The sequence below is a fragment of the uncultured Dechloromonas sp. genome (assembly GCF_945957265.1).
GTDB lineage: Bacteria > Pseudomonadota > Gammaproteobacteria > Burkholderiales > Rhodocyclaceae > Azonexus.
In genome coordinates, this window is record NZ_CAMFKO010000027.1 from 21,288 (window position 1) to 40,495 (window position 19,208).

Consider the following 19,208-nt stretch of genomic DNA (forward strand, 5'->3'; position numbering starts at 1 on the left):
TTTCTTGTTACCGGCGAACGGCCAGCACCCGCGGGGCGTTGGTCATTAGTTGATTGGCGATGGTGTAGAGGCCGAGCAGGCCGAGGACGACACCGACGGTGGTGAGGTAGTCGGCCCATACCAGCGGGCGGCTGGCGCCTTCCCGGGCGGCAAGCAGGGCGATGCCCATGAGCACGACGTTGCGGGCGACGAGCGACCAGGCCAGCGGCTGGCTGGACAGGCCGCCGCAACCGCAATCGATGGCGGTATGGCCGCGCAGCAGGTTGATGACGACGGCAGCGGTGACCGCGGCCAGCAGGGCCAGCGAGAACCAGGCACCGGCTGCCGCCGTGTCGTTGAGCAGGAGCAGCAGGCCGGCCGCCGCTTCGCTCAAGGCCACGGCCCAGGCCACCGGCGTCACCAGCGACTCGGGCAGCAGGCGGTAGTTGTCGACCGCGGCGGCGAAGACCACCATGTCGCGCAGCTTCTGCCAGCTCCCGATCAGCAGCAGCACGGAGAGCATGGCTCCCAGGCTGCGCGTCACCACCGGGTCGTTGAGGAAAGCCGTGACGGCGTCCATCACTGGGCCTCCAGCAGGGTCGGCGTGAAGCCGAAACCGCCCTTCATGCCGGCCAGCTTGAGCTTGGTCGTCCCGTCGTAAGCGGCAACCTGGGCCTTTTCGGTATCGAAGGCGAACAGACGCGGCGCCGCGCCCTGGCTGACGGCCAGGCCGGTGCTATGCACCACCTTGTTGCGGGCCACCAGGCGCTGCGCCTTGAAATCGTAGGTCCAGACTTCGTGTGCCGGATTCTTGTGGCTGCCCTCGTAGCCCTTGGGGTGCATGCCGACATACAGCGTGCCGCTGTCGCGATGCAGGGCCACCGGCTGGTAGCCGCCCGGGCGCCAGCCGCCCTTGGCATCCTTGGCGCTGACCAGCGGCCACGGTTTGCCGGCCTGGGCGGTCTCGCCGGAGAGATCGACGCTGACCGCGTTGCCCTTGAAGGAAACGAAGTGATAACGGTCGCCTTCCTGCGCGGCCGTCACGAACAGCGCATCGTCGTCCGGATCGAAGAAGCGGGCGCTCTTCTGCTTGCCGGTCGGCTTGCCTTCGTCGTCGAGCGCGATGGTCAGCATGGTGCCGTCGCCGCACAGGGTCGACACCCGGTTGGCGGTCTGCGCCGGATAGACGTTGTAGCAACCCGGCGTCGCGATGTCGGCGACGAGTTTCTGGCTCTTCAGGTCGACGATGCCGATGGAGGTGGCCGGGGTGGCGTTCTGGATGAACAGGAAACGCCCGTCGCCCGAGGTGCGCATTGTGCCGCGATAGGGCAGCGCCTGGGCATGACGGGCCGGATAGGGAATCTCGGCCTTCAGCTTCAGCGTCGCGGCGTCGTAGACCAGCACCTCCTCGCTGCGCTCGCCGTGGTTGCCCTTGCTGTAATAGGTGGTGACCGCGTAGATCTCCGAGCGATCCGGCGACACCGCGGTCTGGCCGAAGGTGCCGGTGGCGACCATGCCTTCGACCTTGAGGTTGCGGCCGTCGATGATGGTCATCTTGCCGTCGAGCAGCGAGAGGATATTCACATCGGTGAAATACAGACGATAGGGATGCGGCGCCGGCATGCGGGCGACCGTGATCTGGTCCAGCGGCAGTTCGGCGTGTGCCGTCAGGCTGCCCCCCAGGGCGGCGACGACGGTTAGCAATGCAATTCTCTTGGGTATCACCAGCGACCTCCTTTTTTCTATTTGGATCGGGAGCGGAACAAAAACTGTCCCGTTCGATGGCTCAAATTGTGTTGGCGGAGAAGTCGAAGGCGGTATCCGAAATCGGAACCGAAGCGATGCGAAAGCCCGGTTTGATATCCGATTTCGGAAAAGACGACAAAAAAACCGGAAAAACACGATCTGGATCAAAGCGCCGGGAAATACCCCATGGCAGCCAGCGGCCGGTTTCCGAAAGATGCGGTCGCCGGCCGGCCGCAGCGACTGGCACCGGTTTTGCATAAACAGCCACGAGCCTCCGGTTCCGGCGATGGCGAATCGGCAAAAACGAAGCATCCAACTGTTTTAAAAGAATTATTTTCAAAACAAAAGGAAGGCAAAATGTGTGCATGAACCTACGAAAACGCCCCGTTGTGGCGCATTCATGCCAAGACCCAACGCCCTGCCATCAACAGGCCGTAGCCGAAACTGGAAAAAACCCCATGTCACCAATCAAAACCTGTTTCCCTAAACGAAATTCTGATCTATCCTGAACCGCATAGAGGCCGCTCCAATCGGTCATGACGACATTGGCCCGGTCATTCATTCCAGGTGTGCCCATGCCCCTCTCCGCCACGTCGACGAATTACTCATTTTTCAACCGCACAACCCGCGACTCGGACGAGCACGCCGAATCGCTGCAAGGCTGGGACCAGACCTACGACCAGCTGTCGCCGGGCAACTTCGAAGGGCGGGTCGTCGATATCCGCTTCAAGGGCCTGCAAATCTTTCGCGAGACGACCAATCGCGCGGTAGCGCAGAGCGGCATCTCCTGGGATGGCTGTTTCGTCGTCGGGATTCCGGTGGCCATGAAGGGAAGCTGCCTGTTTTCCCGGCAGGTCCTGACCCGCGACTCGATGCTGACCTTCCATAGCGGCCAGGAATTTTCCCTGACCTCGCCCGAGGAATTCGACATCGTCGCCCTCGCCATCCGCAAGGAAGCCCTGCTCGACACGATGTCCCCCGAAGGCCAGGAAAACCTGCCCGGCGTTTTCCCGAACGCCCCGACCGTGATGGTCGCCGACCGGCAACTGCTCGACGAGCTGCGCAATTGCCTGCTCGCCATTTTCGACCCGTCCAACTTCGAACCCTCGCTGCTCCGCTATCCGCAGGTACAGCGCTCGATGAGTTCGGCCATCATCGGCCATCTCACCGAAGTGCTGCAGGCCTCCAACCGCGCGCCCCTGCCCACCCGCTCCTTTGCCGGGCGCTGCCAGGTGGTGCGCGAGGCGACCGATTACGCGATGACCCATACATCCGAACCGATCACCGTCGCCGACCTCTGCCAGAAGCTCAATATCAGCCGGCGCATGCTCAACTACTGCTTTCAGGACGCGCTCGACATCAACCCCGTTCAATACCTGCGCTCGCTGCGCCTCAACGGCGTCCGTCGCGCGCTGCGCGACCCCGACGGCAGCGGCCAGCAGATCCGGGACATCGCCGCCAAGTGGGGCTTCTGGCACCTGCCGCGCTTTGCCGCCGAATATCGCGCCCTGTTCGGCGAACTCCCTTCCGACACCCTGCGCCAGACGCGGCAGTAAGCGCGCCGCCGACGGGCGCGCCCGGCCTCGTCCGCGGTACCGCCCTGCCCGCCTTTCCCCGAGCTCGCCGCCCCGGCCGGCCACCGGTTTGCCCGCGTATCCGCCCGCCTCGCTCTTCGCCTGCGCCATGCCGGCCATTGAGGCCGCAGCGAGCCATCCGGCGCACGGACAAAATGTCCCACCCGGCAGCCAAAAGGACAAAATGTCCCAACCCCAAGAGGGCCGCCGCAAGCCGATTCCCCATCGTTCAATGACTTACGAAAACTGGCCTGCTCCTTGCTGCGTTCTGCCATTGCGACACGGAGTCGCATACGGAGGAAAAACCTAAATGAACATGAACAGGCGGCAGTTCTTCAAGGTCTGCTCCGCCGGGCTCAGCGGGTCATCCATCGCACTGATGGGTTTCTCGCCGACCGCAGCCCAGGCGGAAGTACGTACCTTCAAGCTGGCCCGCGCCACCGAGACACGGAACATCTGTCCGTACTGCTCGGTATCGTGCGGGGTACTCATCTATTCGACGGGGGACAAGTCCAAGAACACCCCGGCCGAGATCATTCACATCGAAGGCGACCCGGACAATCCGGTCAACCGTGGCACGCTGTGCCCGAAGGGCGCCGGCCTGCGCGACATGGTGCAGAGCGCCAATCGCCTGAAGTGGCCGGAAGTTCGCGAAGCCGGCAGCAACGAGTGGAAGAAGATTTCCTGGATGGAAGCCTTCGACCGCATCGCCAAGCACATGAAGGCCGACCGCGACGCCAACTTCATGGCCCAGAACAAGGATGGCCTGACCGTCAACCGCTGGACCAGCACTGCATTCCTCGCATCATCGGCAGCACCGAATGAGGCCGGCTACCTGACCGTGAAGACGATTCGCGCGTTGGGCATGACCTCGATCGATACCCAGGCGCGCATTTGACACGCTCCCACGGTGGCCAGTCTGGCTCCGAGTTTTGGGCGTGGTTCGATGACCAACCACTGGGTGGACATCAAGAACGCTGACTTGATTTTCGTGATGGGCGGCAACCCCGCTGAAGCGCACCCCTGCGGCTTCAAGTGGGCAATCGAAGCCAAGAAGAACCGCAAGGCGAAGCTCGTGGTCGTCGACCCGCGCTTCAACCGCACGGCTTCGGTGGCCGATTACTATGCGCCTGTCCGCTCCGGTTCCGACATCGCCTTCCTCGGCGGCGTCATCAATTACCTGCTGACCAACGACAAGATCCATCACGATTACGTGAAGGCGTACACCAACGCGTCCTTCCTGATCAACGAAGGATTCACTTTCGACGACGGCATCTTCACCGGCTACAACGAGGAAAAACGCAGCTACGACAAGTCCACCTGGTCCTACCAGATGGGTGCCGACGGCTTCGTCAAGGTCGACGAAACGCTGCAGGACCCGCGTTGCGCCTTCCAGATGCTCAAGGCCCACTACGCCCGCTACACGCCGGACGTCGTGCAACAGGTCTGCGGCACGCCGAAGGAAGCTTTCCTGAAGGTCTGCGAGTACATCGCCGAAACGGCCGCACCGAACAAGACGATGACCAACCTGTACGCGCTGGGCTGGACCGAGCACTCCGTCGGCTCCCAGAACATCCGCTGCATGGCGATCATCCAGCTGCTGCTCGGCAACATGGGCATGGCGGGTGGCGGCATCAACGCGCTGCGCGGCCACGCCAACGTCCAGGGCATCACCGACTTCGCGCTGTACGCCCAGAACCTGCCGGGTTACCTGGCGGTGCCGACCGACGCCGAGCCGGACCTGAAGACCTTCCTCGACAAGAAGACGCCGAAGCTGCTGCGTCCGGGCCAGATGAACTACGGCCAGAACCTGTCGAAGTGGTACGTCAGCCTGCACAAGGCCTGGTGGGGCGATGCCGCGACCAAGGACAACGGCTTCGCCTACGACTTCATGCCCAAGCTGGGCGGCGCATCCGACGTGCTGTCGATCTTCGACCAGATGTACCAGGGCAAGATCAACGGTTTCCTGTGCCAGGGCTTCAACCCGCTGGCTTCCGTCGCCAACAAGAAGAAGGTGGGCGACGCGCTGGCCAAGCTGAAGTGGATGGTCGTCATGGACCCGCTGGCCACCGACACCTCCGAGTTCTGGAAGCCGCACGGCGAGTTCAACGACGTCGACCCGAGCAAGATCCCGACCGAAGTCTTCCGTCTGCCGGCCACGCTGTTCGCCGAAACGACGGGCAGCTTCACCAACTCCGGCCGCGTCATCCAGTGGCGCTGGAAGGCTGCCGACGGTCCGGGCGACGCCAAGGACGACACCGAGATCATGGCCACGCTGTTCCTGAAGCTCAAGGAAATGTACGCCAAGGACGGCGGTGCCTACGCCGAGCCAATCCAGAAGCTGACCTGGGCCTATCGCATCCCGAACAAGCCCTCGCCCGAAGAACTGATGATGGAGTTCAACGGCAAGGCGCTGGCCGACGTGCTCGACCCGAAGGATCCGACCAAGGTGCTGGTCAAGGCCGGCGATCAGCTGCCGAGCTTCGCCATGCTGCGCGACGACGGTTCGACCACCTGCGGCAACTGGATCTACTGCGGTGTCTGGTCGCCTGCCGGCAACCTGTCGGCACGACGCGACAACGCCGATCCGTCCGGTTTGGGCCAAACCCTGAACTGGGGCTTCGCCTGGCCGGTCAACCGCCGCATCCTGTACAACCGCGCCTCGGCCGACGTTTCCGGCAAGCCGTGGGATCCGAAGCGGACCGTGCTCAAGTGGCTGGGCGACAAGTGGGGCGGCAACGACGTGCCCGACATGCGTCCGGACGCCAAGCCGGAAGAGCACGTCATGCCCTTCATCATGACCGGTGAAGGCGTTGGCCGCCTGTTCAGCCTCGGCCTGATGAACGAAGGTCCGTTCCCGGAACACTACGAGCCGTTCGAAAGCCCGCTCGACGCGAACCCGATGCACCCGAAGAACCCGAAGGCCCGCGCCAACCCCGCGGCCCGCGTGTACAAGGGCGACATGGAAGCGTTCGGCACGGCCAAGGACTTCCCGTACGTGGCGACCACCTACCGCCTGACCGAGCACTTCCACTACTGGACCAAGCAGAGCAAGATCAACGCGATCATGCAGCCGGAACAGTTCGTGGAAATCGGCGAGGAACTGGCCAAGGAAAAGGGCATTGCCGTGGGCGACCGCGTCAAGGTCCGCTCCAACCGCGGCTTCATCAAGGCCGTGGCGGTGGTCACCAAGCGCATCAAGGCGCTCGATGTCGACGGCAAGAAGGTGCACACCATCGGTATCCCGATCCACTACGGTTTCAAGGGGGCGACGAAGCCTGGCTTCATCACCAACACCCTGACCCCGTACGTCGGTGACGCCAATACGCAGACGCCGGAGTACAAGGCGTTCCTGGTCAACATCGAGAAAGCGTAAGGGAGAGCTGATATGGCACTGCAATCGCTAGACATCAAACAGCGCTCCGCGACGACGACGCCCTCCACGCACGTGCGGGAAACCATCGAAATCGCCAAGCTCATCGACGTTTCCGCCTGTATCGGCTGCAAGGCCTGCCAGGTCGCGTGTTCGGAGTGGAACGACATCCGCGACGAAGTCGGCAACTGCCACGGGGTGTACGACAACCCGATGGACCTGTCGGCCAAGTCGTGGACGGTCATGCGCTACACCGAGGTCGAGCAGAACAACAAGCTCGAGTGGCTGATCCGCAAGGACGGCTGCATGCACTGCTCCGACCCCGGCTGCCTCAAGGCCTGCCCGGCCCCGGGCGCGATCATCCAGTACAGCAACGGCATCGTGGATTTCCACCAGGAAAACTGCATCGGCTGCGGCTACTGCGTGACCGGCTGTCCGTTCAACGTCCCCCGCATCTCCAAGGAAGACAGCAAGGCCTACAAGTGCTCGCTGTGCTCCGACCGGGTTGCCGTCAACCAGGCCCCGGCCTGCGCGAAGGCCTGCCCGACCGGCGCCATCCAGTTCGGTTCCAAGGAGGACATGAAGGACTACGCGGCCAAGCGCGTCACCGACCTCAAGGAACGCGGCTACGACCAGGCCGGCCTGTACGACCCGCAAGGGGTGGGCGGCACGCACGTCATGTACGTCCTGCACCACGCGGACAAGCCGAACCTGTACGCCGGCCTGCCGGAAAACCCGTCGATCAGCCCGCTGGTCTCCCTGTGGAAGGGCTTCGCCAAGCCGCTCGCTACGCTGGCCCTGGCCGGCGTTGCCCTGGGCAGCCTGTTCCACTACGTGACCAAGGGTCCGAACGAGGTCTCGAAGGAGATCGAGGACGAGATCGAACGTGAAGACAAGGAGGAAGCAAAATGATCCGCGATCCGAAGGACCTCAAGCGTTACGAGCCCAAGGAACGGGCCAACCACTGGGTCGTGGGCATCAGCTTCATCCTGCTCGCGCTCTCCGGCCTGGCCTTCTTCCACCCGGCGTTCTTCCCGCTCACCCAGCTGTTCGGCGGCCCGACCTGGGCCCGCATCATCCACCCCTACATCGGGGTGCTGATGGCGGTGTCCTTCCTGGCCATCTTCATCCGCTTCAAGCATCTGAACAAGATGACGCCGGCGGACAAGGAATGGCTGGCCAAGGCGAAGAACATGGTGGACGGCAACGACCACGACATGCCGGAACAGGGCAAGTACAACGGCGGGCAGAAAGTTATGTTCTGGGTTCTCGCCGTGTGCATGCTGCTGATGACGGTCTCCGGCCTGTTCATCTGGCGTGCCTGGTTCGGCTTCGACATCACCGTGGTCCGCCTCGGTGCCGTCGTCCATGCCGCGGCCGGCGCCGTGATGATCGCCATGATCATGGTCCACGTCTATGCCGCCATCTGGGTCAAGGGCACCATCCGCGCCATGTGGTACGGCACGGTCACCCGCGCCTGGGCCAAGCAGCATCACCGCGGCTGGTACCGTCAGGTCACCGGCAAATAAGCCGCATCCGGTCTCGCCTGCCGCCGCGGGCGAGACCGACAACCGTTTTACCTTGCGTTTTGGGGGCTCTGCGAAGAACATTTCGCATCCCCCAGTTTTTTTGAATGATCCACCCTCGGCACCGACCGGATAAACACCTGAAACTGTCCCCATGCACAGCCAACCGATAGATTTCCACCCGCCGGCAGAAGAAGCCGCACCGATCCTGCTGCCGGTCACCACCACGCTGTTCGCCGACCGGGCCACCCGCTTCGGCACCCTGGCCGACCAGCACAGCCTGGCCGACTGGCTGAGCTTCCTCGGCGACCTGAGCCGCGCCCAGCACGACGTGATCAAGGGTCTGCCCGCGCTGCCCCTGCCCGACGCAGCCGCGCTCGAACAAGCGCGCACGCACGGCATGCCGCCCCTGAACGCCGCCTCGCTGGCCCGCCCCGCGGCCTGGCGCTTCGCCCTGCAGCAAATCGTGCAGCGCCTGGAAGCCGACGCCCCGGAAGGCGCCCAGGCAACGCTCAGGAAGCTCTTTGCCGCATCCGAAGCCGAACTCGAGCAACTGGCCGACATGCTTCTCAAGGGCGAGCCCGACATGGCCCACGCCGCCGAGCTGCCCTTCGTCGCCGCCGCGCTGCAGGTCGCCTTCACCCAGATGGCCAGCCAGCTCGACGCCAGCCATGTGCAGAAACTCGACGCCCACGGCGTCTGCCCCTGCTGCGGCAGCCTGCCGGTGGCCAGCGTGGTCAGGCTCGGCGCCACGATCAACAACCTGCGCTACCTGCACTGCTCGCTGTGCAACACCGAATGGAACGTGCCGCGCGCCACCTGCACGGCCTGCGACACCGACAAGGAAGTGTCGCTGCACGAAGTCGAAGGCAGCAAGGGTGCTGTCCGCGCCGAAACCTGCGATGCCTGCCAGAGCTACCTGAAGATCGTGTACCAGGAAAAAGACCCGAATGTCGATCCGGTGGCCGACGACCTCGCCACGCTGGCCCTCGACATGCTGGTCGACGAAGCCGGCTACGAGCGCTCCGGCCCCAACCTGCTCCTGATCGGTGCGCATAGCGGCTGATTCCGGCCAATTTTTTAACCTTTCTGCCCGGTCCGGGCGAAAAGCCATGAACCCAAACCAACACCTTCCCGCGGTCGACCGCGTCCTGCAGCAACTCCCCGCCCTGATCGAAACCCACGGCCGCCAGCTGGTCACCGGCTGCGTCCGTGCCGAGCTGGCCGCCGCCCGCGAGGGCCTCAAGCACGGCCTGCCGCTGCCCGACGAAGCCGCCCTGCTCGCCGCCATCCACCGCCGCGCCGACGACGCCGGCCGCGCCAACCTGCGCCCCGTCATCAACCTGACCGGCACCGTGCTCCACACCAATCTCGGCCGCGCCCAGCTGGCCGAGGAAGCCATCGCCCTGATGGTCGACGCCGCGCGCGCCCCCTGCGCGCTGGAATACGACCTTGCCTCCGGCGGCCGCGGCGACCGCGACGACCTCGTTTCCGGACTGCTCGCCGAGCTGGTCGCCGGCGGCTCACCGGACATCGCGGCGACCATCGTCAACAACAACGCCGCTGCCGTGCTGCTCACCCTCAACGCGCTGGCCCAGGGTAAGGAAGCGGTCGTCTCGCGCGGCGAGCTGGTCGAGATCGGCGGCGCCTTCCGCATCCCCGACGTGATGCGCCGCGCCCAGGTCCGCCTGCACGAAATCGGCACCACCAACCGCACGCACGACAAGGACTACGCCGAGGCCATCGGCCCGAAAACCGCGCTGCTGATGAAGATCCACACCAGCAACTACGCGGTGACCGGCTTCACCAAGTCGGTCGATGAAAAAACCGTCGCCGACATCGCCCACGCCGCCGGCCTGCCCTTCGTCGTCGACCTCGGCAGCGGCACGCTGACCGACTTCGCGGCCTACGGGCTGCCGCCGGAACCGACGCCGCAGCAGGCGCTGGCCGCCGGCGCCGACATCGTCACCTTCTCCGGCGACAAGCTGCTCGGCGGCCCGCAGGCCGGGCTGATCGTCGGCCGCAAGGATCTGATCGCGAAAATCAAGAAAAACCCGCTGAAGCGCGCCCTGCGTGTCGGCAAGACCACGCTCGCCGCGCTGGAAGCCACGCTGCGCCTGTATCGCGACCCGGACCGCCTGGCCGAACGCTTGCCCACGCTGCGCCTGCTGACCCGCCCGGTCGCCGATATCGAGGCGTTGGCGGCCCGCCTGCAACCGGCCGTCCAGGCCGCCCTCGGCGAGCGCGCCACGGTGGCCATCGCCCCGTGCAGCAGCCAGATCGGCAGCGGCGCCCTGCCCGTCGAGCGCCTGCCGTCGGCCGCCCTGGTCTGCCGCCCGGGCGCGAAAAAGCCGGGCAAGGCCCTGCTCGCCCTCGAAGCCGCCTTCCGTGGCCTGCCGACGCCGGTTATCGGCTACATCCGCGACGACGCCTATCACCTCGACCTGCGTTGCCTGGAAGCGCAGGACGAAGCGCGCTTCGTCGCCCAGCTGCCCTCCCTGAAATTCTGAGCACGGCCTCGCACGGCGGTCTGCGTACCGCCTGCCGTCCTCGCCCGCGCCGGCAACGGCGCACTTGTAAATCCGGGCATCTCCGTGCCCGGGTGGTTTACCGAATGGAGACAACCCGATGAGCTTGAACCGACGACAATTCCTCGCCGCCGGGGCGGCGCTGGGCGCGACAGCCAGCATCGCCGCGCCGACCGGCCCGCTGCCCTTCCTGATCCAGATGCAGGCCGATCCGCTGCTGCCCAAGGCCACCGGCAAGCGGGTGGTCATCTGCGGCGGCGGCTGGGGCGGCGTCACCGCCGCCAAGCACCTGCGCCAGCTCGACCCGAGCCTCGACGTCGTGCTGCTCGAGCGCAACCCGGTGTTCTTTTCCTGCCCGATGAGCAACAAGTGGCTGGTCGACATCGTCGATGCCCAGTTCCTCACCTTCAGCTACCTGCCGGTCGCCCAGAAATACGGCTACACCTTCATCCAGACCGAAGTCACCGCCTTCGAGCGCGACCGCAAGCGCGTCATCACCGCCCAGGGCTGGATCGACTACGACTACCTGATCCTCGGCAGCGGCATCCGCTACAACTACGAGGCCTGGTTCGGCAACGACCGCAAGGCCGCCGACTACACCAAGGCCATGTTCCCGGCCGCCTACATTCCCAACGCCGAGCACTTCCGTCTCAAGCAGAGCATCCAGAACTTCCAGGGCGGCGACCTAGTGATGACCCTGCCGCCGCCACCCCACCGCTGCCCGCCGTCGCCCTACGAGCGCGCCTGCCTGATCGCCGGCCTGTTCAAGCAGCGCAAGATCAAGGGCAAGGTCATCATCCTCGACCCCAAGCCGAGCCCGGCGCCGATCACCGGCGGCTTCCAGGAAGCCTTCGCCAACCTCTACAAGGACCAGATCGTCTACGTGCCCAAGGCAACGATCCAGGAAGTCGATCCCTTCAACAAGAAGATCAAGACGGCGGCCGGCGACTTCAGCTTCGACCATTCGATTCTGATGGCCCCGCACCAGGCCGGCGACATGGCGTGGAAGGCCGGCGTCATCGGCCGCAACGAGGAAGGCAAGCCGACCGGCTGGGCCGGCGTCGATCCCTTCTTCCTCAACCTCAAGGACGACCCCGATGTCTATGTGATCGGCGACTCGGTCGGCGTCGTGTCGCCACAGTTCCGCTTCTACCCCAAGGCCGGCCACGTCGCCAACGCCCATGCCCGCATCGTCGCCAACTACATCGCCCAGCGCGTCAAGGGCCGCGACCCCAGGTACGCCCTGCCCGACAACCTGTGCTTCATGATGGTCAATACCGAGCCGCGCGAGGATATCGCGGTGCGCTTCAAGTACTACGTCAACGACAAGGGCGTCATCATCCAGGACCAGGACGACGACAACCTGCGCCGCGACGAGCTGGTCACCGAGGATTTCGCCTGGGCCGGCCGCATGTACGAGGACATGTTCGGCTGACCGACCATGCCCCCGCCCGACCGTTGGCGCGGGGGCGTGTCAGAATACGCTTTTTGACGAACCGGCCTCGATCATGTCCCACTTCCTCTTCCTCAATGCCAGCACCCGCGAACCCGGCCATGTCGGCAACACCGAGACGCTGGCCCGCCGTGCCGCCGCCGGCCTGCCCGCCAGCACCCGCCAGACCTGGTGCAAGCTGGCCGACCTGGAAATCCCGCCGTTCGTGGATTTGCGCCATACCGCCGGCACCTATCCGATGCCCATCGGCGAGGCCAAGCCCCTGCTCGACCTGACCCTGGAAGCGAGCGACCTGGTTTTCGTATCGCCGGTTTACTGGTTCTCCGTGCCGTCGCCGCTGAAAACCTATCTCGACCACTGGAGCGCCTGGCTGCGCATCCCCGGCGTCGAATTCAAGGAAAGGATGGCCGGCAAGCGTCTGTGGGTCATCGCCACCAGCGGCGACCGCGACAAGGCCCAGCCGATGTTCGACAGCTACCGCATGTGCGCCGAATTCCTCGGCATGCAGTCCATGCCGCCGCTGTGGGGCAAGGGCGGCGCCCCCGACGCCGTGCTCGCCGACGCGGCCGCCCTGGCCGCCGCCGACACCTTCTTCCGGGCCGACTGACGCCATGATCATCGGCACCGCCGGCCACATCGACCACGGCAAGACCACGCTGGTCAAGGCGCTGACCGGCGTCGATTGCGACCGCCTGAAGGAAGAGAAGGCCCGCGGCATCACGCTCGACCTCGGCTACGCCTACACCCCGCTGCCGGCCGGCGGCACGCTCGGCTTCATCGACGTGCCCGGCCACGAGAAGCTGATCCACAACATGCTGGCCGGCGCGACCGGCATCGACTTCGCGCTGCTCGTCGTCGCCGCCGACGACGGCCCCATGCCGCAGACCCGCGAGCACCTCGACATCGTCGAACTGCTCGGCATCCGCCAGGGCGCCGTGGCGCTGACCAAGATCGACGGCGTATCGCCCGAGCGCCAGGCGCAGGCCACGGCCGAAATCGCCGACCTGCTCGCCGGCACGGCGCTGGCCGATGCCCCGGTCTTTCCGGTCGCCGCCGTCACCGGCCAGGGTATCGCCGCGCTGCGCGGCCATCTCGACCGGATGGCCGCGGCCATCGGCGAACGTACCCGGCAAGGCGGCTTCCGCCTCGCCATCGACCGCTGCTTCACGCTCTCCGGCGCCGGCACCGTCGTCACCGGCACCGCCTTCTCCGGCGCCGTGAAGGCCGGCGACCAGCTGCTGCTCTCGCCGCCGGGCAAGCCGGTGCGCGTGCGCAGCCTGCGCGTTCAGGACACGCCGGCCGAATCCGGCCACGCCGGGCAACGCATCGCGCTGGCCCTGGCCGGCATCGAGAAGGCCGAGGTCGAACGCGGCATGTGGCTGCTCGCGCCCGCCCTGCACGCCCCGACCCACCGCTTCGACGCCACCGTCCGCGTCCTGCCCGGCCAGCCGCCGCTCAAGCACTGGACGCAGGTCCACTTCCACCTCGGCGCCGAAGACGTCCCCGCCCGCATCGCCCTGCTCGGCGCCGACGAGATTCCGCCGGGCGGCGAACACTGGGCCCAGATCGCGCTGGAGCGCGACATCGGCACCCTGGCCGGCGACCGCTTCATCCTGCGCGACGCCTCGGCCCGCCACACCATCGGCGGCGGCCGCGTTCTCGACATCTTCCCGCCGACGCGCAAGAAACGCAGCCCGGAACGCCTGGCCATGCTCGCCGCGCTGGCGAACGACGACCCGGCCGCCGCCCTGCGACTCGCCACCGAGCAGCAGGTAGCCGGCGTCGAGCTCGACGCCTGCGCCCTCAACCGCAACCTCGACGCCGCCTCGCGGCAAACGCTTGTCGACCAGCTCGGCTTGCGCCTGGTCGGCAACACCGCCTTCTCGCCGGCCAACTGGCAGTCGCTGTCGGAACGCCTGCTGGCCGCCCTCGCCGCCGAGCACGAGCGCGCCCCGGACATGCCCGGCGTCGAACGCGACCGCCTGCGCCGCCTGACCTTGCCCACCCTCGGCCGGCCGGCCTTCGACGCCCTGCTCTCCGCGCCGCTGGCCGACGGCCGTATCGCCCAGACCAACGCCTGGCTGCACCTGCCCGAACATCGCGTGCAGATGGCCGCCGGCGACCGCGACCTGTGGCAGACGCTGAAGCCGCTGCTCGACGCCGCGCCCTACGGCCCGCCCCGTGTCCGCGACGTGGCCAAGGCCACCGGCGTCGGCGAAGACACCGTGCGCGCCCTGTTCAAGCGCGTCGCCCGCATCGGCGAAGCCTACCCGGTGGCGCACGACCACTATTTCACCGCGGAAGCCGTCGCCGACCTGGCGAAACGCGTCGCCGCCATCAATGCCCGCGACGGCATGGCCCGCGCCGCGCCCCTGCGCGACGAAATCGGCGGCGGCCGAAAAGTCGCCATCCACATCCTCGAATTTTTCGACCGTATCGGCTACACTCGCCGGGTCCGCGATACCCACGTATTGCGCGGCAATCCGCAGCAATTCGGCGCATGAACAACGGAAGAGATCGTTCCCCGGTGGGACGGCCGGTCTTCAAAACCGGCAGGACCTGTCAAACAGGTTTGGGTAGGTTCGACTCCTGCTCTCTTCCGCCAATACCCGCCCCGGCCATTTGCCGGTGCATGCCGGAAAAAACCCCGCCGCAGCGGGGTTCCGGATGCCTCAGGCCGTGGCGGCCCGGCGTAGCAGCCCGTACAGCTCATCCTTCAGCACCAGCTTTTCCTTCTTCAGCGACTCGATTTCCAGATGCGTCGCATGTCCGATGTGCGCCTCCAGATTCTTGATCTGCTGGTCCAGATCGTTGTGCCGGTCAAACAGGTTGAGAAAGTGGCGGTCAGTTGTTTTGAGTTGGGTAATCAGGTCGCGATACTCGGGAAACATAGGCTAACTCTCATGGTTGATGGTTACAAAACAGACAGCCCCACGCTAGCAGGCAATTCGCCTTGATGTATTGCGCTGCGTCAACATTTCGCTTCCTCGACCGGCCTTCGCTCCCGTGCCAATCGCCGGCCATCCGGCCGCCGCTGTCGCTTTCCCGAGCCGGAATGCCGCGCCGGGGTTAAACTTCCGCATCCATCCAATTCCCCTCCGCCCATGGCTCATCATCCCTTCCACGGCAGCGTGCCCGACGACCGCCTCTACTGCCCCGGCCACGACATGTGGGTCCGCGTCCAGGAAAACGGCGAGGTGCTGATCGGAGCGACCAGCTTCGGCATTTTCCTCGCCGGCGAGATCATCGCCTTTACCGCCAAGCCGAAGGGCGCCCAGGTTGTCGTCGGCAAGGGCCTGGGCACCGTCGAGTGCCGCAAGACCGTGCTCGCCGTCCACGCGCCGATCTCCTTCACCCTGCTCGAAGGCAACGAGGCTGCCGAAGAACGCCCTTCCCTTGTGGACAAGCAGCCCTACGACGCCGGCTGGATGGTGCGCGCCCGGCCTACCGACTGGGAAGCCGACAAGGCAACGCTGGTCGATGCCGCGGCCTACCGCCGGCACATCCTCAAGATCGAGCCGGAGGCATGCTTTGAGTGAGCAGCTGGCCATCCTGATCTGCTCGCCCAGCGTCGAACGCCCCGAGCTGTATTCGACGCCGCTGGTCCACGCCCTGGCCGCGCACGCCCTCGATGCCGAGGTCGAAATCCATTTCGCCGGCCCGGCCATCCGCCTGCTGGCGGAGGGCGTGGCCGACACGCTCTACCCCACGGCCGCCCGTGAAAAATCGATCGGCGAATTCCTGCGCGAGGTCATCGCCGAGAACATCCCGCTCTTTGCCTGCGGCATGGCCCGTGCCGGGTGGATCGCCGAGAGCGAGGCGCTGATCCCGCAGGCGCGGGCCGCCGGCGCCACCGCCTTCGTTGCCCGCACGCTCGACCCGGCATGGCGCACGCTGGTCTATTGATGGCCTGCCCGCCGATCACCGGCGTTCTCCTTGCCGGCGGACAGGGACGCCGCATGGGCGGCGTCGACAAGGGGCTGCAGGAGCTCCACGGACGCCCGATGGGCGCCTGGGTCGTCGAACGCCTGGCGCCCCAGGTCGATGAACTGCTCATCAACGCCAACCGGAATGCCGAGCGCTACGCCGAATTCGGCTACCGCGTCGTCGCCGACCAAATTCCCGACTTCGCCGGCCCGCTGGCCGGCCTGCATGCCGCGCTGTCGGCAGCCGCCCACCCCTGGGTCGCCACCGCGCCCTGCGATTCGCCGTTTCTGCCGACCGACCTGGTGTCGCGGCTGGCCAGCGCGATGCGGGCTGCCGATGCCGACCTGGCCGTGGCCCGCACCTTCGACCAGCCGCACCCGGTGTTCTGCCTGTGCAAGCGCGACCTGCTGCCGCACCTAACGGCCTACCTGCAGAGCGGCGAGCGCAAGTTCGACCGCTGGTACGCCAGCCTGAAGACCGTCGAGGTTCCCTTCGACGACGTCGCCTCGGCCTTCGAAAACATCAACACCCGCGAAGAACTGCAGCGCTTCGACGCCCCGCGCTAGGCGCCGGGCAAGCGGGCATCCGGCGGTCATTCAGGGCCGCGCAGCCACGTCGCATAACGACTCCCCAACCTGTGGAAAACCCTTATTGCGTCGCACAAGATTGCGCCTAAACTGCGCGCGCAGGATCACAAAACCACATAAAAGGTAAACAGCAAATGAACGTCAAGGTGCACTACCGCATCACCCAGGATCGCGCCGGCATTCCGCAGGATTTTTGCGGCGCCCGCCACTTCGTCGCCTGCGAAGACAAGGCTATCGAGGATATCGCCCGCACCCAGCTGGCGGCCGACTACCAGATTCCGCAAAGCGCCGTCGTCATCTCCCGCATCGAGGCCTGATCGCGCTGGGCAAGTCGCCCGGCCGGCTTGCTTCAGTGCAGCATTTTTGTCGCGATGCCCCTCAGGGGCGTCGCATCGCCATGTGCGCCCGGATCATCTCGGGAATCAGCCGCTCCAGGCCGCTGCTCCGCCTGACACCGAACATCAGGTGCAGAATGCCGCTGGTAAAGGCCCAGGTATCGCGCGCTGCGGCCTCGGGGCTGACGGCGGTGCGCAACATCCCCTTCTCGGCCGCCAACCGATAGACGCCTTCCATTTTTTCGAGAAAGTGCAAGGCTGGCCGACTGACCTCTTCCTGAACGCTGGCGAATTCGTCGACGTATTCGCAGCGCGAAATCATGACCTCGAACACCTCGCGTACGGTGACGTCGTTTTCCAGCACGCTGAAAAACTCGACCAGCGAGGCTTCGATGGCATCGAGCGGATTGGCATAATCCGGTGAATAGAGGAAAGCGTCGGTACGCAGGATCACCGGCGCGAAAACGTCCTCGCGCATGGCGAAGAACAGTTCGGCCTTGTCCTTGAAGTGCCAATACACGGCGCCGCGCGTCACGCCGGCCGCCTTGGCGATCTTTTCCAGCGTCGAGCGGCTGACGCCGCACTCGTGAAACACCTGGCGCGCCGCCACGACCAGATCCTTGCGCGTCCGCTCCGCGTCCTCCTTGGTTTTCCGGGCCATATTCCGTTCGTCAGTCTGTTGGCGATGGGCTACATCGAATCAATCAATTTTCCCGGATTAAGAACATTGTCGCAATCCAGTATTTTTTTTACCATTTTCATTAGTTTAATCTCTTCCGAACTTCGACTGATCGAAAGCCAGGGCTTTTTCTCCAGTCCGATCCCGTGTTCTGCCGACACCGAGCCGCGGAAACCGGAAAGACCGCCGTAGACAAGCGCCTCGACCCGGGGTCGCGCCAGCGGATAGTCGGCGGGCGGCACCTGGACAATGACATGGAGGTTGCCGTCGCCCAGGTGGCCGAGGACGAAGAGGCGGTGATCGGAACCGATCGCCTCGGGCAGCGCCGACTTGAGCCGGTTGATGTAGTTATCCATCTCGCCGATCGGCAGGGAGATGTCGAAGATGATCGGCGCCCCGCCCTCGAGGACCAGTTCGACGCTGTCGCGCAAGGTCCAGAACCCCTGGCAGTCGGCCTCGGACTGGGCGATGGCGGCGTCGGCGACAATCCCCGCCTCGTAGGCGGATTCGATCGCGTTGTTGAAGCGCTGGTCGTCCAGCTCGCGGTCCGCGCCCTGGCTTTCGACCAGGACGTAGAAAGGATAGTCCTGCGGGATCGGCGGCGTCTTGCCGCGAGGGGGCGTGCTCACCAGTTTGTAGAAATCCTGCCACATGACCTCGAATGCCGACAGCGTGCCGCCCAGGCTGCGGTCCATGTGCTTGAGCAGCCTGGCCATGCTGTCGAAGCTGTCGAGGCCGATGAAGGCCATGTTGGTGGTCAGGGGTTTTTCGCGCAGGCGCAGGAGCAGCCGGGTAATGACGCCGAGCGTTCCCTCGGAGCCGATGAAAAGCTGCTTGAGGTCGTAGCCGGTGTTGTTCTTGATCAGCGAGTTGAGCGAGGAGACGACGGTTCCATCGGCGAGCACGACTTCGAGGCCGAGTATCATGTCTCGCGTCATGCCGTAGCGGATCACCCGGTTGCCACCGGCATTGGTCGCCGCCATGCCGCCGAGCGTCGCCGTGCCGCGCGCGCCGAGATCCAGCGGAAAGGCGAGCGCATGGGTGTCGGCGGCCTCCTGCAGGCTCTGCAGGGTGACCCCGGCCTGTACGGTGGCGATGCGCTGAACCGGGTCGATGCCTTCGATGGCACGCATGTTTTCCAGCGACAGAATGACCTGGTCGGGTTGCGCGTCGCCGCCGTGGACCAGGCCGGTCAGCCCGCCCTGGGTGACGACGGAAATCCCCTGCGCGCGGCACCAGCGCAGCACGGCGGCGACCTCCTCCGTCGTCCTCGGGCGAGCCAGCGCAGCCGCCTTCAGGGTATCGGGCCGAAAGGCGCCGGCCGAGCGCGTGGCCACTTCGGCGGCATCCAGCACGCCGCTTGCGCCGATCAAGGCACGCAGTTCCTTGACGATATCCATGTTGTACCCCTCCAGATGGCGTTATGACTGACCTCTGCCTGATTGGGCAGACATGCCTCGCTCCTTTCCATTGGAGCATTGGATGAGTAGAACTCTCATCC

The 19,208-nt window shown here is 65.5% G+C and carries 20 protein-coding genes and 1 tRNA gene; 15 read left to right on the forward strand and 6 right to left on the reverse strand.

What is annotated here, in order from left to right:
* Positions 1–7: 7 nt before the first annotated feature.
* On the reverse strand, positions 8–559 hold the full coding sequence (locus tag Q0P59_RS13955) for a MauE/DoxX family redox-associated membrane protein (protein WP_295007283.1): 552 nt from the start codon (positions 557–559) through the stop codon (positions 8–10).
* On the reverse strand, positions 559–1,704 hold the full coding sequence (locus Q0P59_RS13960) for an amine dehydrogenase large subunit (RefSeq protein ID WP_295007285.1): 1,146 nt from the start codon (positions 1,702–1,704) through the stop codon (positions 559–561). Before Q0P59_RS13960 ends, Q0P59_RS13955 begins: the two co-directional genes overlap by 1 nt.
* A gap of 207 nt (positions 1,705–1,911) precedes the next feature.
* On the opposite strand from Q0P59_RS13960, the gene Q0P59_RS13965 reads away from it, so the two are divergent.
* Positions 1,912–2,094: a hypothetical protein gene (locus Q0P59_RS13965; RefSeq protein ID WP_295007287.1), complete on the forward strand. Its 183-nt coding sequence runs from the start codon at positions 1,912–1,914 to the stop codon at positions 2,092–2,094.
* Between the two features lie 55 nt (positions 2,095–2,149).
* On the opposite strand, the gene Q0P59_RS13970 is transcribed toward Q0P59_RS13965, so the two are convergent.
* On the reverse strand, positions 2,150–2,302 hold the full coding sequence (locus tag Q0P59_RS13970; RefSeq protein ID WP_295007289.1) for a hypothetical protein: 153 nt from the start codon (positions 2,300–2,302) through the stop codon (positions 2,150–2,152).
* Between Q0P59_RS13970 and Q0P59_RS13975 the strand changes: the two genes are divergently transcribed.
* The 10 genes from Q0P59_RS13975 (at position 2,301) to Q0P59_RS14020 (ending at position 14,784) form a co-directional block, all read left to right on the forward strand.
* Complete coding sequence (locus tag Q0P59_RS13975; RefSeq protein ID WP_295007291.1) at positions 2,301–3,281, forward strand: helix-turn-helix domain-containing protein; 981 nt, start codon at positions 2,301–2,303, stop codon at positions 3,279–3,281. The genes Q0P59_RS13970 and Q0P59_RS13975 overlap by 2 nt on opposite strands.
* Positions 3,282–3,609: 328 nt before the next feature.
* Entirely contained in the window at positions 3,610–6,675 is a 3,066-nt protein-coding gene (fdnG, locus tag Q0P59_RS13980) for a formate dehydrogenase-N subunit alpha (protein ID WP_295007293.1), read from the forward strand.
* 12 nt (positions 6,676–6,687) lie between these two features.
* Positions 6,688–7,584 carry a formate dehydrogenase subunit beta gene (gene fdxH / locus Q0P59_RS13985; RefSeq protein ID WP_295007295.1) on the forward strand — a complete coding sequence of 299 codons (897 nt, stop codon included), beginning with the start codon at positions 6,688–6,690 and terminating at the stop codon, positions 7,582–7,584.
* Positions 7,581–8,201, forward strand: coding sequence for a formate dehydrogenase subunit gamma (locus Q0P59_RS13990; RefSeq protein ID WP_295007297.1), 621 nt, complete (start codon positions 7,581–7,583; stop codon positions 8,199–8,201). The genes fdxH and Q0P59_RS13990 overlap by 4 nt, the downstream gene beginning before the upstream one ends.
* A 151-nt stretch (positions 8,202–8,352) precedes the next feature.
* Complete coding sequence (gene fdhE / locus Q0P59_RS13995; RefSeq protein ID WP_295007299.1) at positions 8,353–9,264, forward strand: formate dehydrogenase accessory protein FdhE; 912 nt, start codon at positions 8,353–8,355, stop codon at positions 9,262–9,264.
* A 46-nt stretch (positions 9,265–9,310) separates the two neighbouring features.
* The gene (selA, locus tag Q0P59_RS14000) at positions 9,311–10,708 is read left to right on the forward strand and encodes an L-seryl-tRNA(Sec) selenium transferase (protein WP_295007301.1); all 1,398 of its coding nucleotides are present in this window, start codon (positions 9,311–9,313) and stop codon (positions 10,706–10,708) included.
* A 118-nt stretch (positions 10,709–10,826) separates the two neighbouring features.
* Positions 10,827–12,161, forward strand: coding sequence for an FAD-dependent oxidoreductase (locus Q0P59_RS14005; RefSeq protein ID WP_295007303.1), 1,335 nt, complete (start codon positions 10,827–10,829; stop codon positions 12,159–12,161).
* A gap of 73 nt (positions 12,162–12,234) precedes the next feature.
* Complete coding sequence (locus tag Q0P59_RS14010) at positions 12,235–12,786, forward strand: NAD(P)H-dependent oxidoreductase (RefSeq protein ID WP_295007305.1); 552 nt, start codon at positions 12,235–12,237, stop codon at positions 12,784–12,786.
* A gap of 4 nt (positions 12,787–12,790) precedes the next feature.
* The gene (gene selB / locus Q0P59_RS14015) at positions 12,791–14,683 is read left to right on the forward strand and encodes a selenocysteine-specific translation elongation factor (RefSeq protein ID WP_295007307.1); all 1,893 of its coding nucleotides are present in this window, start codon (positions 12,791–12,793) and stop codon (positions 14,681–14,683) included.
* Between the two features lie 5 nt (positions 14,684–14,688).
* Positions 14,689–14,784 (forward strand) — tRNA-Sec (locus Q0P59_RS14020).
* A 67-nt stretch (positions 14,785–14,851) separates the two neighbouring features.
* On the opposite strand, the gene Q0P59_RS14025 is transcribed toward Q0P59_RS14020, so the two are convergent.
* Complete coding sequence (locus Q0P59_RS14025) at positions 14,852–15,070, reverse strand: YdcH family protein (protein ID WP_295007309.1); 219 nt, start codon at positions 15,068–15,070, stop codon at positions 14,852–14,854.
* A 213-nt stretch (positions 15,071–15,283) separates the two neighbouring features.
* Here Q0P59_RS14025 and Q0P59_RS14030 point away from each other — a divergent pair, with 213 nt between their 5' ends.
* The 4 genes from Q0P59_RS14030 (at position 15,284) to Q0P59_RS14045 (ending at position 17,010) form a co-directional block, all read left to right on the forward strand.
* Positions 15,284–15,718, forward strand: a complete 435-nt coding sequence (locus tag Q0P59_RS14030) for a glycine cleavage system protein H (RefSeq protein WP_295007311.1) — start codon at positions 15,284–15,286, stop codon at positions 15,716–15,718.
* Positions 15,711–16,085 (forward strand): DsrE family protein, encoded by a 375-nt coding sequence (locus tag Q0P59_RS14035; protein WP_295007313.1) that lies wholly within the window; start codon positions 15,711–15,713, stop codon positions 16,083–16,085. The genes Q0P59_RS14030 and Q0P59_RS14035 overlap by 8 nt, the downstream gene beginning before the upstream one ends.
* On the forward strand, positions 16,064–16,672 hold the full coding sequence (gene mobA, locus Q0P59_RS14040) for a molybdenum cofactor guanylyltransferase MobA (protein WP_295007315.1): 609 nt from the start codon (positions 16,064–16,066) through the stop codon (positions 16,670–16,672). The genes Q0P59_RS14035 and mobA overlap by 22 nt, the downstream gene beginning before the upstream one ends.
* A 155-nt stretch (positions 16,673–16,827) precedes the next feature.
* Positions 16,828–17,010 (forward strand): hypothetical protein, encoded by a 183-nt coding sequence (locus Q0P59_RS14045; protein WP_295007317.1) that lies wholly within the window; start codon positions 16,828–16,830, stop codon positions 17,008–17,010.
* A gap of 61 nt (positions 17,011–17,071) precedes the next feature.
* On the opposite strand, the gene Q0P59_RS14050 is transcribed toward Q0P59_RS14045, so the two are convergent.
* Both Q0P59_RS14050 and Q0P59_RS14055 read right to left on the reverse strand, forming a co-directional pair.
* Positions 17,072–17,689, reverse strand: coding sequence for a TetR family transcriptional regulator (locus Q0P59_RS14050; protein ID WP_295007319.1), 618 nt, complete (start codon positions 17,687–17,689; stop codon positions 17,072–17,074).
* Between the two features lie 29 nt (positions 17,690–17,718).
* Positions 17,719–19,107, reverse strand: coding sequence for an FAD-binding oxidoreductase (locus Q0P59_RS14055; protein ID WP_295007321.1), 1,389 nt, complete (start codon positions 19,105–19,107; stop codon positions 17,719–17,721).
* Positions 19,108–19,208: the final 101 nt, after the last annotated feature.

Bases quoted from the DNA above. Each gene is read 5' to 3' on its own strand.
- Q0P59_RS13955 (WP_295007283.1), bottom strand. From the start codon at position 559: ATGGACGCCGTCACGGCTTTCCTCAACGACCCGGTGGTGACGCGCAGC.
- Q0P59_RS13965 (WP_295007287.1), top strand. From the start codon at position 1,912: ATGGCAGCCAGCGGCCGGTTTCCGAAAGATGCGGTCGCCGGCCGGCCG.
- Q0P59_RS13975 (WP_295007291.1), top strand. From the start codon at position 2,301: ATGCCCCTCTCCGCCACGTCGACGAATTACTCATTTTTCAACCGCACA.
- Q0P59_RS13970 (WP_295007289.1), bottom strand. From the start codon at position 2,302: ATGGGCACACCTGGAATGAATGACCGGGCCAATGTCGTCATGACCGAT.
- fdxH (WP_295007295.1), top strand. From the start codon at position 6,688: ATGGCACTGCAATCGCTAGACATCAAACAGCGCTCCGCGACGACGACG.
- Q0P59_RS13990 (WP_295007297.1), top strand. From the start codon at position 7,581: ATGATCCGCGATCCGAAGGACCTCAAGCGTTACGAGCCCAAGGAACGG.
- fdhE (WP_295007299.1), top strand. From the start codon at position 8,353: ATGCACAGCCAACCGATAGATTTCCACCCGCCGGCAGAAGAAGCCGCA.
- selA (WP_295007301.1), top strand. From the start codon at position 9,311: ATGAACCCAAACCAACACCTTCCCGCGGTCGACCGCGTCCTGCAGCAA.
- Q0P59_RS14005 (WP_295007303.1), top strand. From the start codon at position 10,827: ATGAGCTTGAACCGACGACAATTCCTCGCCGCCGGGGCGGCGCTGGGC.
- Q0P59_RS14010 (WP_295007305.1), top strand. From the start codon at position 12,235: ATGTCCCACTTCCTCTTCCTCAATGCCAGCACCCGCGAACCCGGCCAT.
- selB (WP_295007307.1), top strand. From the start codon at position 12,791: ATGATCATCGGCACCGCCGGCCACATCGACCACGGCAAGACCACGCTG.
- Q0P59_RS14025 (WP_295007309.1), bottom strand. From the start codon at position 15,070: ATGTTTCCCGAGTATCGCGACCTGATTACCCAACTCAAAACAACTGAC.
- Q0P59_RS14030 (WP_295007311.1), top strand. From the start codon at position 15,284: ATGGCTCATCATCCCTTCCACGGCAGCGTGCCCGACGACCGCCTCTAC.
- mobA (WP_295007315.1), top strand. From the start codon at position 16,064: ATGGCGCACGCTGGTCTATTGATGGCCTGCCCGCCGATCACCGGCGTT.
- Q0P59_RS14045 (WP_295007317.1), top strand. From the start codon at position 16,828: ATGAACGTCAAGGTGCACTACCGCATCACCCAGGATCGCGCCGGCATT.
- Q0P59_RS14050 (WP_295007319.1), bottom strand. From the start codon at position 17,689: ATGGCCCGGAAAACCAAGGAGGACGCGGAGCGGACGCGCAAGGATCTG.
- Q0P59_RS14055 (WP_295007321.1), bottom strand. From the start codon at position 19,107: ATGGATATCGTCAAGGAACTGCGTGCCTTGATCGGCGCAAGCGGCGTG.